This is a genomic window from Bradyrhizobium sp. BR 10261 (genome assembly GCF_019455395.1).
Classification (GTDB): Bacteria; Pseudomonadota; Alphaproteobacteria; order Rhizobiales; family Xanthobacteraceae; genus Bradyrhizobium; species Bradyrhizobium manausense.
This window is the reverse complement of the sequence record NZ_JACOFQ010000005.1, coordinates 71344-84498: the sequence shown is the minus strand read 5'-3', so window position 1 is coordinate 84498 and position 13155 is coordinate 71344. Positions and strand designations below refer to the sequence as shown.

Genomic DNA, 13155 nt, shown 5'->3' with positions numbered 1-13155 from the left:
AATGGCACGCTTGCTCTCCGTCAATGTCGGCCTGCCGCGCGACGTCGCCTGGCAAGGCAGGACGGTCCATACCGGCATCTGGAAGGCTCCCATCGAAGGCCGGCGCAGGGTGCGGCGGCTCAACATCGATGGCGATGGCCAGGGAGATACCGCGGGTCATGGCGGCGAACAGCGCGCCGTGTACGTCTATCAGGACGCATCCTATCGTTACTGGCAAAGACATCTGGGACGCTCGAACCTCGTCCCTGGTCAATTCGGCGAGAACTTCACGGTCGAAGGCCTCGCCGATACCGACGTCTGCATCGGAGATCGTTACAGGATCGGCTCTGCCCTGTTTGAAGTGACCCAGCCGCGCGTCACGTGCTACCGGCTCGGCATTCGCATGCAGGAGCCCGACATGGCCGCACTGCTGGTCAAGCACGGCCGGCCCGGTTTCTATTTTCGCGTGATCGAGGAAGGTGAGGTCGGGGCCGGCGACGAGATCATTCAGGTCGCGCGCGGGCCTGAAAGCATGAGCGTGTCCGAGATCAATGCGCTGCTTTACCTGCCCCCTCACCCACGTGACGGTCTCGAACGCGCGCTGAGGATTCCGGCGCTGAGCGGTGGCTGGCGTCATTCCTTCGAGGCCTTGCTTGGCCAGAATGCGCCAGCCGGCAATGCCGGGCTCGGCCGGGCGGCGGGCCCGCCTCCGGCATGGCGCGGATTCCGGCCGTTCCGCGTCGAGCGCAAGATCATCGAAACCAACGACGTGACGTCGTTGGTCCTCGAACCTGCGGATGGACACGCCGGGGCCGCCGCCCTGCCCGGTCAGTTCGTCATCATCAGGTTCGGGCCTACCGACACGGCGGCAATGACCCGCAGCTATTCGCTGTCGAGCCAGGCTGATGCGGCGTCCTACCGCCTCAGCATCAAAAGGGAGCCGCACGGCATCGCCAGCACATACGTCGCCGACCAGCTCCGGCCCGGCGACGTCGTGCAACTCGGTGCGCCCCGCGGCAGCTTTACGCTACGACAAGACACGCAGCCCGTCGTCCTGCTGAGCGCCGGCATTGGCGTGACGCCGGTGCTCGCCATGCTTCACGCGCTCGCAGCAGAAGCATCGCAACGGGATGTCTGGTGGCTGCATGGCGCCCGCAACGGCCGCGAGCATGCCTTCGCGGTCGAGGTGCGCGAACTCCTGACCAGACTTCCCCACCATCATAGCCATGTCTGCTACAGCAGGCCGGATCCCGGCGATCGGCTGGAAATCGATTTCGACAGCGTAGGACATCTGGATGCTGCCCTGCTCCGGCAACTCGATTTGCCAGGAGACGCCGACTTCTATCTGTGCGGACCGGGCCCCTTCATGAGCGACCTCACCTCGGGGCTCCGCGCGTCGGGCGTGGCGCCCGATCGTATCCACACCGAGTTGTTTGGCGCCGGGCCGTCGCTGACGCCGGGCATCGCGACGTCGACGAAGGAGACGCCCCCGCATGTGCCGGAGGGAGCGGCGGGTCCCGGGCCCATGGTGTCCTTTGCCCGTAGCGGCCTGGAAGTCCGCTGGGCGCCGTCCTATGCCAGCCTGCTCGAGCTGGCCGAGGCCTGCGACATCCCCGTGCGCTGGTCATGCCGGACGGGAGTGTGCCACAACTGCGAGAGCGGCCTCATTGCCGGTGACGTCAGCTATCAGCCCGATCCGCTTGACCCGCCGGCGGACGGAAACGTGCTGATCTGCTGCGCCCGGCCACACGGCGACATCGTGATCGATCTCTAAGACACAGGAGAGCCTCATGCGACCCGACATGATGCCAGGAGCGACCTTCCCTGATTACGAGCTCAGCGACCACACCGGCAAGCACCGCAAGCTCTCGGAACTGCAGGGCATCGATCCCATGATCGTCGTGCTAGGCCGCGGCGGCTTCTGTCCGAAGGACCGTCGCCAGACCGAAGGTCTGCTGCAGCTCCATCGCGAGATGGAGGTCGGCTATTGCCAGCTCGTCACCATCACCACCGATACCATCATCCAGACCAACGAATACCGAACCGGCGCCGGAGCCCACTGGCCTTTCCTGTCCGATCCAAGACGGATCGTGCAGAAGGATCTCGACATCGCCGAATACACCGATCCCGTCCACAATCCGATGATTCCCCACGTCATCGTGCTGGCGCCCGGCTTGCGTATTCACAAGATTTATAACGGCTACTGGTTCTTCGGTCGCCCGACCGTCGAAGAGCTTCGCCACGATCTCAGAGCCGTCAGCATGAGCTGCCGTCCGGATTGGGACATCACCGCGCCCGGGTTCAGGGCGCAGTGGGACCAGGGCCGCAAGGAGCACTTTTATCCCTACGGCAAGACTTACGCCGAAACGCTCGGCAAATAAGGCGAAAACGCAGGCGATTGCCGATCCGGCCCGATGAAATCATTGAGAAGCGGCGGTTTATGACAGGCCGGATTCCGGCTATCTCCGTATCAGGAACGGAGACCCGCCATGTATATCCCCCCGGCTTTCAGGGACGACGACATCGAGAGCATCCGCGCAACCATTCGCGCCGCCCGCCTCGCAAGCCTCGTCACGGCGACCACCGATGGTCCGGTCGCGACCCCGTTGCCGCTCGTCCTCGACGAGGCCGAAGGTGAGCGCGGCGTGCTGTACGGGCATGTCGCAAAAGCCAATCCGCAATGGAAGCTGCCGCCGATCGGCGATGCGCTCGCGATCTTCTCAGGGCCCGACGCCTATGTGACGCCGTCCTGGTACGCGACCAAGCAGAAGACCGGGAAGGTCGTGCCGACCTGGAATTACATCGCCGTACATGCCTACGGCCCGGTGGAATTCTTCCAGGAGCCCGAGCGCCTGCTCGAGATCGTGACGCGGCTGACCAGCAAGCACGAAGGCGCGCGCGCAAAACCTTGGGCGGTCAGTGACGCACCTGCCGATTTCATCGCCGCGCAGCTGCGCGGGATCGTCGGCGTGCGCATCCCCGTGACCAGGTTCGAAGGCAAGCGCAAGATGAGCCAGAACCGGCCGGAGGCCGATCGCATCGGCGTCGCGCAAGGTCTTGCGGCAAGCGACAACGCCGGTGATCGAGAGGTCGCAGGCCTGATTCCGCTTCCAACCTGAGCTAGCTTGCGCAGGAACGCGCGACGACGCGCTCGCCCCTCACAACGACCTCCGCCAGTTTGCGCCCGACGTCACCGAAATCCGATAGCGCAAGATAGCCTTGTGCGTAGGCTTCCTGCGTCAAGCGTTCGAGACGCTTGTCGTCTCCGCTCGACCACTGCTTGGCGATGTAGTCTGCCCCGGCTTGCCCGAACGTCTTGCGATAGTGTTCCATGTCGTTCTGACGACGATAGTAATAGTAGTCGACACTGGCGACAAATTGCTTCCGCCCCTCTCCTGCGCAGCGCGATCCGTAAGGGCGCTCAAACGCCAGAGTAGTCTCGCGGCGCAACCCTGCGCGACCGTCCACAGAGATGGCCTCATTAGAGCCGTAGCCCGGGCCGCCGGTCGGGGCTGCGGGCGGGGCTGGCTTTTGCGGAGCGAATGCCCAGGCGGCGACCTGCCAGATGACAAGGGCCCAGACGATGAACCAGACGCGACTCATTTGGAGCTCGCCGACGCGCGCTGCCGCGGCAGGCATATCGGAGACGGCTCGAACCACAGGCCAGGCCCGGTGAATGCGAGGACGGTTTCGCGGATATCCTCAGGGAAATCTTCCTGGACGACACCCTTCTGCTCGAATGCCTCAGCCAGTTGCGCCTTGACGCGAACGTCCAATGGCGTCGAATACGCAGCGTTTGCCTGATCGCGCTTCTGCTCGCTGCAGAACATGCCCATCGCCGGGGTCGGGCAATCGTAGATCTTCGCCCATCCGCGCGCGTAAGCCGCGGTGGCTGCGATCAGGTTCGCCTTCATAGTCTTATCGCACGGCGACATCGCGTAGGCAGTGCCTGCCTGCAACGCATCCATCCGCAGTGCATCGAGCTTCGGATCCTTGTCGCTTTGCAGGGTGTGCTCCGCTTCCCAATCCTTCCTCTGCTTGGCCTTTGAATCCTCGTCGCCGAACGAGGAAGTGAGCGTGGGCTTCAGCTCGCCGATCAGCGGCGGAGCGTGCGAAACAGGAAAGCCGCGGATGGCCCAGGAGACACCGACGAACGCGGTGACGAACGCCATGCAGGTGAAAAGAACAAACCGGCTCATGATGCGCACTCAAATTTCGGGCGCAACCTAACCGTGTCACCGTTAAGAGATGTATTAACGCGCGAGTTCCCCAGGCGCAGGGTAAATGAACGTCTAAAGGCAGGGCGGGAAATCAACCCAAGCCGCGAAATTGTTCCGTTCTGCCTCGCAATTTCCGCTGGGGCCGAGGCGGAACCGGCCCCCTGTCCGACGGATTATCGCCCGTAGGTAGTACCATCGCCGGGTGCACGGATGACAATTGCTTCGGACGTCCTGAAATTGCTGCGCCTCGACCCGTCCGACGACAAGCAGCATCTTGTCGTTCGCTCCGCCGGCGGCGGCGGCAAGCCGGCCGAATATTCCTTCGGCATTGAGGAGGAGTATTTCCTCGCCGATCGCCGCACCCTCGAGGTCGCGATCCGGACGCCGAACGAGCTGTTCGAATCGGCGAACTGGTCGACCGGCGGCCAGGCCATGCGCGAGATGCTGCAATCCCAGCTCGAGGTCGCCACCAATGTTCACGTCGACGTCAATGACGCACGGGAAGAGCTGAGATTCCTGCGCCGCGAGGTCGCCAACGTTGCCGCGCAATATGGCTTTGCCATCATGGCCTGCGGCACGCACCCCACGGCAATCTGGCGCATGTCGCAGCCGAGCCCGAAGCCGCGCTATGCGGAGATGATCGAGGATTTGCGCAGCATCGGTCACCGCAACATGATGTGCGGCATGCACGTGCATGTGCAACTGCCGGATCCCGAAAGGCGGATGGCGGTGATGCGGGCCATGCTGCCGCATCTGCCGCTGTTCATCGCGCTCGCGACGTCCTCACCGTTCTGGAATTCGCACAAGACGGGACTGAAGGGCTACCGACTCGCGGCCTATTCCGAGCTGCCGCGCACCGGCCTGCCCGAGCTGTTCGAGAGCAAGCACGACTACGACGACTATGTCGGCGCCTTGCAGCGCTCCGGCGTGATCCCCGACGAGAGCCACATCTGGTGGGCGATGCGACCATCGATGAAGCATCCGACGCTGGAGCTTCGCGCGCCCGACACCTGCACCTTCGTCGACGACGCCGTCGCCATCGCCTCGCTGTATCGCTGCCTGGCGCGGCATCTCTATCTGCGGCCGCATCTGTCGCGGCAGGTCACGGCGGTCGAACGCGCCGTTGCGGTCGAGAACAAATGGCGCGCCCAGCGCTACGGCACGGATTGCATCTTTGCATCGAGGGACGGTCCGGTGACGATCTCGGAGATGCTGTCGCGAATCATCGACGACACCACTGAGGACTCTGACGCATTGGGCTGTGCCGCCGAGATCGAGCACTGCCGCACCATTGTGGACCGCGGCAGCTCCGCTGAATTCCAGCTTCGCGCCTATCGCGAAGGCGGCGACGACATCGCCGCCGTGTCACGATGGATCGCGACATCGACGATATCAGGAACAAGCGCGCCGATCGAGCGCAGCGCCCGAGCGCCGTCATAGCGCTCGCGCAAGCTTGAGCGACGACAACCTCATCTCCAAATTTGTACACCCATCGAGGAATGCATGACTGACATCACCTGGTGCGCCGGTTGCGGTCACAGCCTGGTCCCGATCCTGTCCGACAAGGGACTGACAGCGCCGAGCTGCTTGTGGTGCGAGAGCGTCGATACGCGGACCATGGAGATGGCGAAGTGGGCGGACAGCCCGGCCGGCAAGCCGGATCGGGCTACGCCTCACGCCCTTGATTGAGACGCCCTTCGCCTCACGCCCGCGCCACCAGGCGTGGGAACACCGACTCGACCGTCGGCGCCTGCGCAGCAGCCGGCTTTCGCGCCGACCTCCGCCGCGGAATGAAGAAGCTGCTCACGACGATCGGCTCGAAATCGCCGAGCGCGCTCCGCTCCTTCACCAGCAGGCTCATGACCGAGCGCATCTTGATGATTTCCTGCGCCACGAAGCTGCAGTCCTCATCGCGGTTGATCTGCTCGTGCATGATCGCCTCAGCCTCGCGCATGCTGACGCGAAGCGCTCTGATGGTCTTGCGGATGTCGTTGATGCGGTTGTCCATGGCTGCCTCCCTCTCGGTCACAGCATAAGAACAAAACATGAACAAGATGTCAATCACCGCCGCGACCAGTTGCGGTGTCACGCGCGATCCGCCGACGGCGCCACTGCACGTGCACTGAGATGCTTGCCGACAAATTAGACAAGCCATCCGCTATCCGGAAATCGCAAGGCTCGTGAGGAGCGTCCTGCGTTCGGCCTCAGCTGCCGATCTAACCTCCCGTCCAGCCACCGGATTTCTTCCTGAACGGCTCGCCGCACGCTGGCACCAGGCGTGCTTGCTGCTTCGCAAATCAACTGGCCCAAAATTCGCAATGACTTTGCGAGCTTGGCAATGGCGCAGAGCGGAGAACGTCATGAACGTGCATGCTGCGGGCGATCTCAAGACATCAGGCCTCACCCATCCGAACGGCGCGCCGCTCCGCCTCAACACGCAAGACTTCGTTGCGATCGATCGCGACAAGAATGCCAAGTTCGAGGCGACCTATCGGCCGCAAGCTCTCTACAACAGAGCCAACGAAGGCTTTCACGCCAACAACGAGACCTTCCTGCTCCACGAGGTCGCGACCAATTTGCCGATCTATCGCCCCGACACCGGGCCCACCGACTTCCATCTGCATCTGCCCCCCGGCGGCTTTCAGCTCGTGCTGGTCACCTCGGGCGCGTTCACCTTCGACTATGATGGGCGCTGGTACAATGTCGGCCCCGGCGCGGTGATGCTGCAAAGCGCCATCGTGCATCGCCAGCTGTTCTATACCTGGTCAGGCCTTTCGACCGAAGAGAACTTGAAAACGCCGCAGACCGTGGTGCCGGATCCAATCTCGATGGGCTATTCCGGCAAATTCCTCGAGGCCTTCATCACCGATCCAACGACCTTCCCGAACCCGACCATCGTCGGACCGGACCAGATCAACGAAGACGAAACGCCGCGCGTGGCCTGGAGCCACCCGCTGCATGACCGTCCCACTGACGCCGGCTTCTGGCTGCAGGATCCCCTCGCGCTGGATGCGCTCTACAAGCCGCTCACCGACGGTTCGGTCAAATCGGCCCTGCAGGTTTACGTGCGTGACATCGGCATCGAGATTCCGAGCGGCCATCTCGTGACCGGCCACGTCATCGCAACCGACCCGCGTGGGCACGCGCTGTTGCCGAAGAGCACGTCGGCCGCCGCGGACGCGACGTGCTTTGCCAAGGGCGAGGTCGCGATCTATCGCGTCATTCGCGGCACGGCCGAGTTCAAGAGGAAGTCCGGCGAGAACTTTGAACTCTCTGCTGGCGATGTTGTGACGGCGGGCAAGGACTCGATCAGCCTCGTCGGCCTTGGCGAAAACACCCAGGTGCTGCGGCTCGGCCTGCTTAAGGGCATCAACGATCTTCGCAGCTGGACACCGACGCAGCGCGACGAGATCGACGGTCTCGCCGGCCAGATCATCACGCACAAGGACATTCGTCCGCTGCGCACCGAAGGCAAGCCGGTCGGATATCTGTACGGCTAGGCGATTTCGCGTTTGGTAAGTCGGTGGGCGATCGGGTTCTCCACCTCTCCCGCAAGGAGAGGCGAACCAACCGCCCCTACTCCGCCGCCTGGCGCACGTGGCGCGCGGTCGGGTTACGCATCGTCACGAGCTCCTCTGCCGCGGTCGGATGCAGTGCGATGGTCGCGTCGAAATCGGCTTTCGTCGCCTTCATCTTCACCGCGATCGCGACGGCTTGCGTCACCTCGGCGGCGCCATCGCCGACGATGTGACAGCCGAGCACGCGATCGGTCGAACCGTCGACCACGAGCTTCATCAGCACCCGGGTGTCGCGGCCCGACATCGTCGCCTTGATCGGGCGGAACGTCGTCTTGTAGATGTCGACGTGGCTGAACTGCGCGCGCGCCTCGGTTTCGGTCAGGCCGACCGTGCCAACCTCCGGCTGCGAGAACACCGCCGTCGGGATGTTGGAATGATCGACCTGCACCTCGCGCTTGCCGAACACGGTGTCGGCGAAGGCATGGCCCTCGCGGATCGCGACCGGCGTCAGGTTGAAGCGATGGGTGACGTCACCGATCGCATAGATGCTGTCGACCGAGCTCTTGGAGAAATGATCGACCGCGATGCCGCCATTCTTCGGATTGATGGCGACACCGGCATTCTCGAGGCCAAGATTGGCGACGTTGGGATGGCGGCCGATCGCGAACATGACCTGGTCGGAAGCGATGCTCGAGCCGTTCGACAGATGCGTGGTGAATTCCTCGCCGTGACGATCGACCTTCGTCACCGTGCAGCCGGTGAGAATGGTGATGCCCTGCTTTTCCATTTCGCTGCGGACATGGGCACGCACGTCCTCGTCGAAGCCCCGCAGAATGTTGTCGCCGCGATAGATCACGGTGACGTCGGAGCCGAAGCCGGCAAAGATGCCTGCGAATTCCAGCGCGATGTAGCCGCCGCCCTGGATCACGATCCGCTTCGGCAGCTTCTTCAGATGAAACGCCTCGTTGGACGAGATCACATGCTCGATGCCGGGGATCGCGACGCCATGATTGGGCGCACCGCCGGTGGCGATCAGAATGTATTTCGCAGTGATCTTCTTGTCGTCCACGAGCAGGCGGACGGTGTGCTTGTCCTCGATGACAGCACGGCTTTTGACCACTTGCGCGCCCGACTTCTCGACATTGGTCGTGTAGGCCGCCTCCAGCCGCGCGATCTCCTTGTCCTTGTTGGCGATCAAGGTCGGCCAGTCGAAACTCGCGGGCGGAACGGTCCAGCCGAAACCGGCGGCATCCTCGAGCTCGTGACGAAAGTGCGAGCCGATCACGAACAGCTTCTTCGGCACGCAGCCGCGGATCACGCAGGTGCCGCCCATGCGGTACTCTTCCGCGATCATCACGCGAGCGCCGTACCCGGCCGCGATGCGGGCGGCACGCACGCCGCCCGAACCGCCACCGATGACAAAGAGGTCGACGTCGAATTCAGCCATTGTCCACTCCGACCCCTTTCAAGGATTTCCGATCAGATAGGTACGGTCAGATATCCTTGCCACGCTTCTTCATTTCGGCCCGGAAGGCGCTGGCGACGACCTCCGAGAAGTGCTGCGCCCACTCGTTCATGACCTGCATGCTGAGGTTGATGGCCTTGGGTTCGGCGGTGAGCAGCTTCTGGCCGAGCGGCGACTTGTAGAAGGTGACGAGATCCTTGAGCTCCTGCTCGGTAAACATGCCGGCATAGACCCCCACCATGCCGTCGCCGATCTCCTGCTCGCGGCCGGCCAGCTGCTTGGCGATAACAGGGGCGAGCTCGTTGAGGTCCTTCTGGTAGTTGAGGTTCTGCCCGATCAGCGTGGCCTTGACCTTCTCGACCATGCCGGGCACCGCGCCGGCGTACATCGCGCTGGCATTCTTCAGCGTCAAAATCTCCTTTGCCGCGGCAATGGCCGCCGGAGTCAATGGGGCCCCCTGCTGTTGCGCGGCCGCGGGTACGGCCCCCAGCGCCAGCGCGAAGGCGAGGCACGCGGCGGGCACGATCTTCAAAACGCTCTTCATTCCTAGTCTCCTTTTGGCGGCTTATCGCCGTTCAATCACGCGGATTCCGTCGCCACCCGCCAAAACAGCCGAGCTGGCCAAGCCGATGAACAACCCATGCTCGACCACGCCGGGGATCGCGCTCAGCGCCTTGGCGAGGCTCGCCGGATCGGCAATACGCCCGAGCTGGGCATCGATGATCCAGTGGCCGCCATCGGTGACGAAAACGTGGCCATCTTTGGCCTTGCGGACCGCCATTTGCCCGGAAACGCCGCATTGCGCAAATGCCTTCTCGATGGCGCGGCGGGTCGCCCCGAGGCCAAACGGGATCACCTCGACCGGCAGCGGAAAGCGACCGAGCGTCGGCACCCATTTGGTGTCATCGGCAATGACGATCATGCGATCCGAAGCGGCCGCCACGATCTTCTCGCGCAGCAATGCCCCGCCGCCGCCCTTGATCAGATTAAGCTGCGGATCAATCTCGTCGGCGCCGTCGACGGTGATGTCGAGGTGGTCGATCTCGTCGAGCGTGGTCAACGGCACGCCACAGCGCTCCGCATCCGCGCGGGTCGCTTCCGAGGTCGGCACACCGATCACATTGAGTCCGGCGGCAACGCGCTCTCCCAGCAGCTCGACGAAATGCTTGGCCGTCGAGCCGGTCCCGAGCCCGAGCTGCATCCCATCACGCACCTCCTCCAGCGCGCGCGCCGCGGCCTGCCGCTTCAACTGGTCCATGTTCACGTCTGCGCCCGCCTCTCGAAATCAGGTATGCCGCCGGTAGCCGCTTGCGGCGGCCTATGTAGCCTCGTTTTTCCCCCGAGAACAGGGCCCGGAACAGGCCTATAGGCTGATCTTATGGCCCTGCCCCTTGCGTCGGCCCGGGCGGACCGATAGCGCTTTTTGCATGACCTCCAAAGACAAGATCGGCCCCTATACCCTCGTCTTCGATCTCGACGGCACGCTTGTGGATACGGCGCCAGACCTGATCACCGCCCTGAACTACGTGCTCGACCGCGAAGGCCTGCCGCCGGTGCCGATGGCCTCGGCCCGGAATATGATCGGCGCCGGCGCCCGCAAGCTGATCGAGCGGGGCCTGGAGGCGGAGGGGCGGACGGTCACGCCTGGCGACATGGACCGCATGACGGCCGATTTCATCGCCTATTACGCCGACCATATTGCGATCGAATCCCGCCCCTTCGAGGGGCTGCTTGACGCGCTCGACCTGATCGCCGCGCAGGGCCATCGGCTTGCGGTCTGCACCAACAAGCTGGAATGGCTGTCGAAGCGGCTTTTGGACCAGCTCGATCTGAGCCGCCGCTTCGCGGCGATCTGCGGTGCCGATACGTTCGGCGTCCAGAAGCCGGATCCGACCATTTTTCGCCAGACCGTGGCGCGGGCGGGCGGCGAGGTCAAAGCCAGTATCATGGTGGGGGATGCCGGAACCGACGTCGGCGTGGCCCGGCGCGCCGGCGTGCCCGTCATCGGGGTCAGCTTCGGTTATACGGACGTGCCCATCGCCGAGCTGAAGCCGGACCGGCTGATCCATCACATGCGCGACCTGCCGGCCGCCGCCCACAGCCTGATGACCGCCTAGCTGTCCGGCAAGGCCCTGGGATAACTCGATTATCCCCGCGGAACCCCGCGTTAACCATCTGTTAACTATGCATTGTCAGCCGGTTGCTTGCCCGGAACGACGCCCCTAAGGTCCGCGCGGGGTTATGTGGCAGTTCGTCGCAGTAGAAGTGGATGGGTCATGCGTCGTGTCATCGCGATTGCGTTAGCGGGAGTGAGCCTCGGTGGCTGCTCCTCGATGTCTTGGGACATGTTCAAATCGGCGCCGCCGACCCTTCAGGTCCGGCTCGAATCCAATCCCCCGGGGGCCGATGCGACGACCTCGCTGGGTGGAGGCTGCAAGACCCCCTGCTCCGTCTCGATTCCTGCCCCTGAGGCGCCGTTCACGGTCACCTACGCGCTGCCCAAGTATCAGCCGACCACCGTGCCGGTGAACGTGATCAAGACTCCCGGCGATCTCACGACCTCTGCTACTGTGACCACCGACCCAAGTCCGGTCTTCGCGGAACTTCAGCCTGCAGTGCCGCTCAAGCCCGTCAAGAAGAAGCCGCACCGGCCGAAGAAGCCGAAACCGGTCGCTGCCGCGCCCGCCGATGCTGCAGCGCCCGCAGCCGACACGGCGTTCCCCGATCCGAACGCGGGCAAGCGCTGATCTTCCGTGCGCTGCACGATTGTCCTTGTGGCATACCATGCTTAGATTGGCCGCTGAGCATCGCTTGAAGCAGCGGTGCGCTCGTCGCCGTCAGTGACAAGGCATTTTGCAAGGCATTTGGTATGAACGGATCCACTGCGAGTCCCCTCGCCGCGCTGTCGAGCCCGATGACCGATCCGTTCGGTCGCACGATTTCCTACTTGCGCGTCTCCGTCACCGATCGCTGCGATTTGCGCTGCTTCTATTGCATGTCGGAAGACATGACCTTTCTGCCCAAGGCCGACCTGTTGACCCTGGAGGAACTCGACCGGCTCTGTTCCGCCTTCATCGCCAAGGGCGTGAAAAAGCTGCGGCTCACCGGCGGCGAACCGCTGGTCCGGCGCAACGTGATGTCGCTGGTGCGCTCGCTGTCGCGGCACCTTGAGAGCGGCGCGCTGGGCGAGCTCACGCTGACCACCAACGGCACGCAACTGGCAAAATATGCGCAGGAGCTTGCCGATTGCGGCGTCCGCCGCATCAACGTCTCGCTCGATACGCTCGATCCCCGGAAATTTCGCGAGATCACGCGCTGGGGCGAGATCGACAAGGTGCTGGAAGGCATCGAGGCCGCGCGCGCTGCGGGCCTTGCCGTGAAGATCAACGCAGTGGCGCTGAAGAACCTCAACGAGGAAGAGCTCCCCGACCTGATGCGCTGGGCCCATGGCAAGGGTATGGGCCTGACCCTGATCGAGGTGATGCCGATGGGCGAGATCGGCGCGGGCCGCATCGACCAATATCTGCCGCTCTCGCTGGTGCGCGCGCGGCTTGCCCAGCAATTCACGCTGACGGATCTGGCCGAGAGCACCGGCGGGCCGGCGCGCTATGTCAGCGTCGCCGAGACCTGTGGCAAGCTCGGCTTCATCACGCCGATGACCCACAATTTCTGTGAATCCTGCAACCGGGTGCGCATCACCTGCACGGGAACGCTGCACACCTGCCTCGGCCACGAGGATGCCTCGGACTTGCGCAAGCCCTTGCGCGCCTCCAGCGACGACATGCTGCTCGCGGATGCGATCGACCGCGCCATCGGGCTGAAGCCCAAGGGCCATGATTTCATCATCGACCGTCGCCACGACCGCCCCAGCGTCTCCAGGCATATGAGCGTCACCGGCGGCTGAGAATTCGCCGCCCGCGCGGCTGCCTTAAGCTTTTGCGATCTTAAGCTTTTGACCCGCCGTCAATTTGCC

The 13155-nt window shown here is 63.7% G+C and carries 15 protein-coding genes; 9 read left to right on the top strand and 6 right to left on the bottom strand.

Features of this window, described 5'->3' with window-relative positions; translation table 11 throughout:
- Nucleotide 1 precedes the first annotated feature (1 nt).
- The 3 genes from HYH07_RS07210 to HYH07_RS07200 all read left to right on the top strand — a co-directional run bounded on the left by HYH07_RS07210 (nt 2) and on the right by HYH07_RS07200 (nt 3098).
- Nucleotides 2-1753, top strand: coding sequence for an MOSC and FAD-binding oxidoreductase domain-containing protein (locus tag HYH07_RS07210; protein ID WP_220001846.1), 1752 nt, complete (start codon nt 2-4; stop codon nt 1751-1753).
- Nucleotides 1754-1769: 16 nt separating this feature from the next.
- Entirely contained in the window at nt 1770-2360 is a 591-nt protein-coding gene (locus HYH07_RS07205; RefSeq protein WP_220001845.1) for a redoxin domain-containing protein, read from the top strand.
- Between the two features lie 108 nt (nt 2361-2468).
- Nucleotides 2469-3098 (top strand): FMN-binding negative transcriptional regulator, encoded by a 630-nt coding sequence (locus HYH07_RS07200; protein WP_220001844.1) that lies wholly within the window; start codon nt 2469-2471, stop codon nt 3096-3098.
- A gap of 1 nt (nt 3099) precedes the next feature.
- On the opposite strand, the gene HYH07_RS07195 is transcribed toward HYH07_RS07200, so the two are convergent.
- Nucleotides 3100-3582 carry a hypothetical protein gene (locus tag HYH07_RS07195; protein ID WP_220001843.1) on the bottom strand — a complete coding sequence of 161 codons (483 nt, stop codon included), beginning with the start codon at nt 3580-3582 and terminating at the stop codon, nt 3100-3102.
- Nucleotides 3579-4178, bottom strand: coding sequence for a hypothetical protein (locus HYH07_RS07190; RefSeq protein WP_228749311.1), 600 nt, complete (start codon nt 4176-4178; stop codon nt 3579-3581). The genes HYH07_RS07195 and HYH07_RS07190 overlap by 4 nt, the downstream gene beginning before the upstream one ends.
- Before the next feature lie 231 nt (nt 4179-4409).
- On the opposite strand from HYH07_RS07190, the gene HYH07_RS07185 reads away from it, so the two are divergent.
- The gene (locus HYH07_RS07185) at nt 4410-5639 is read left to right on the top strand and encodes a carboxylate-amine ligase (RefSeq protein WP_220001842.1); all 1230 of its coding nucleotides are present in this window, start codon (nt 4410-4412) and stop codon (nt 5637-5639) included.
- Between the two features lie 63 nt (nt 5640-5702).
- Nucleotides 5703-5888: a hypothetical protein gene (locus tag HYH07_RS07180; protein WP_220001841.1), complete on the top strand. Its 186-nt coding sequence runs from the start codon at nt 5703-5705 to the stop codon at nt 5886-5888.
- Between the two features lie 13 nt (nt 5889-5901).
- Here HYH07_RS07180 and HYH07_RS07175 read toward each other — a convergent pair whose 3' ends face one another.
- Nucleotides 5902-6207 carry a hypothetical protein gene (locus HYH07_RS07175; protein WP_228749303.1) on the bottom strand — a complete coding sequence of 102 codons (306 nt, stop codon included), beginning with the start codon at nt 6205-6207 and terminating at the stop codon, nt 5902-5904.
- Nucleotides 6208-6559: 352 nt separating this feature from the next.
- On the opposite strand from HYH07_RS07175, the gene HYH07_RS07170 reads away from it, so the two are divergent.
- Nucleotides 6560-7699: a glucuronate isomerase gene (locus HYH07_RS07170; RefSeq protein ID WP_220001840.1), complete on the top strand. Its 1140-nt coding sequence runs from the start codon at nt 6560-6562 to the stop codon at nt 7697-7699.
- Nucleotides 7700-7775: 76 nt separating this feature from the next.
- On the opposite strand, the gene gor is transcribed toward HYH07_RS07170, so the two are convergent.
- From gor to rpiA, 3 genes are read right to left on the bottom strand one after another with little or no spacing between them, the layout of a single operon-like run.
- A complete protein-coding gene (gor, locus tag HYH07_RS07165; RefSeq protein WP_220001839.1) occupies nt 7776-9164 on the bottom strand; it encodes a glutathione-disulfide reductase in 1389 nt (462 codons plus the stop codon).
- A 46-nt stretch (nt 9165-9210) separates the two neighbouring features.
- Nucleotides 9211-9726, bottom strand: coding sequence for a DUF2059 domain-containing protein (locus tag HYH07_RS07160; RefSeq protein ID WP_220001838.1), 516 nt, complete (start codon nt 9724-9726; stop codon nt 9211-9213).
- Nucleotides 9727-9747: 21 nt separating this feature from the next.
- Nucleotides 9748-10446 carry a ribose-5-phosphate isomerase RpiA gene (rpiA, locus tag HYH07_RS07155; protein WP_220001837.1) on the bottom strand — a complete coding sequence of 233 codons (699 nt, stop codon included), beginning with the start codon at nt 10444-10446 and terminating at the stop codon, nt 9748-9750.
- A gap of 163 nt (nt 10447-10609) precedes the next feature.
- On the opposite strand from rpiA, the gene HYH07_RS07150 reads away from it, so the two are divergent.
- The 3 genes from HYH07_RS07150 to moaA all read left to right on the top strand — a co-directional run bounded on the left by HYH07_RS07150 (nt 10610) and on the right by moaA (nt 13086).
- A complete protein-coding gene (locus HYH07_RS07150; protein WP_220001836.1) occupies nt 10610-11299 on the top strand; it encodes an HAD-IA family hydrolase in 690 nt (229 codons plus the stop codon).
- A gap of 159 nt (nt 11300-11458) precedes the next feature.
- Entirely contained in the window at nt 11459-11929 is a 471-nt protein-coding gene (locus HYH07_RS07145) for a hypothetical protein (protein WP_220001835.1), read from the top strand.
- A 122-nt stretch (nt 11930-12051) separates the two neighbouring features.
- Nucleotides 12052-13086, top strand: coding sequence for a GTP 3',8-cyclase MoaA (moaA, locus tag HYH07_RS07140; protein WP_220001834.1), 1035 nt, complete (start codon nt 12052-12054; stop codon nt 13084-13086).
- Nucleotides 13087-13155 lie beyond the last annotated feature (69 nt).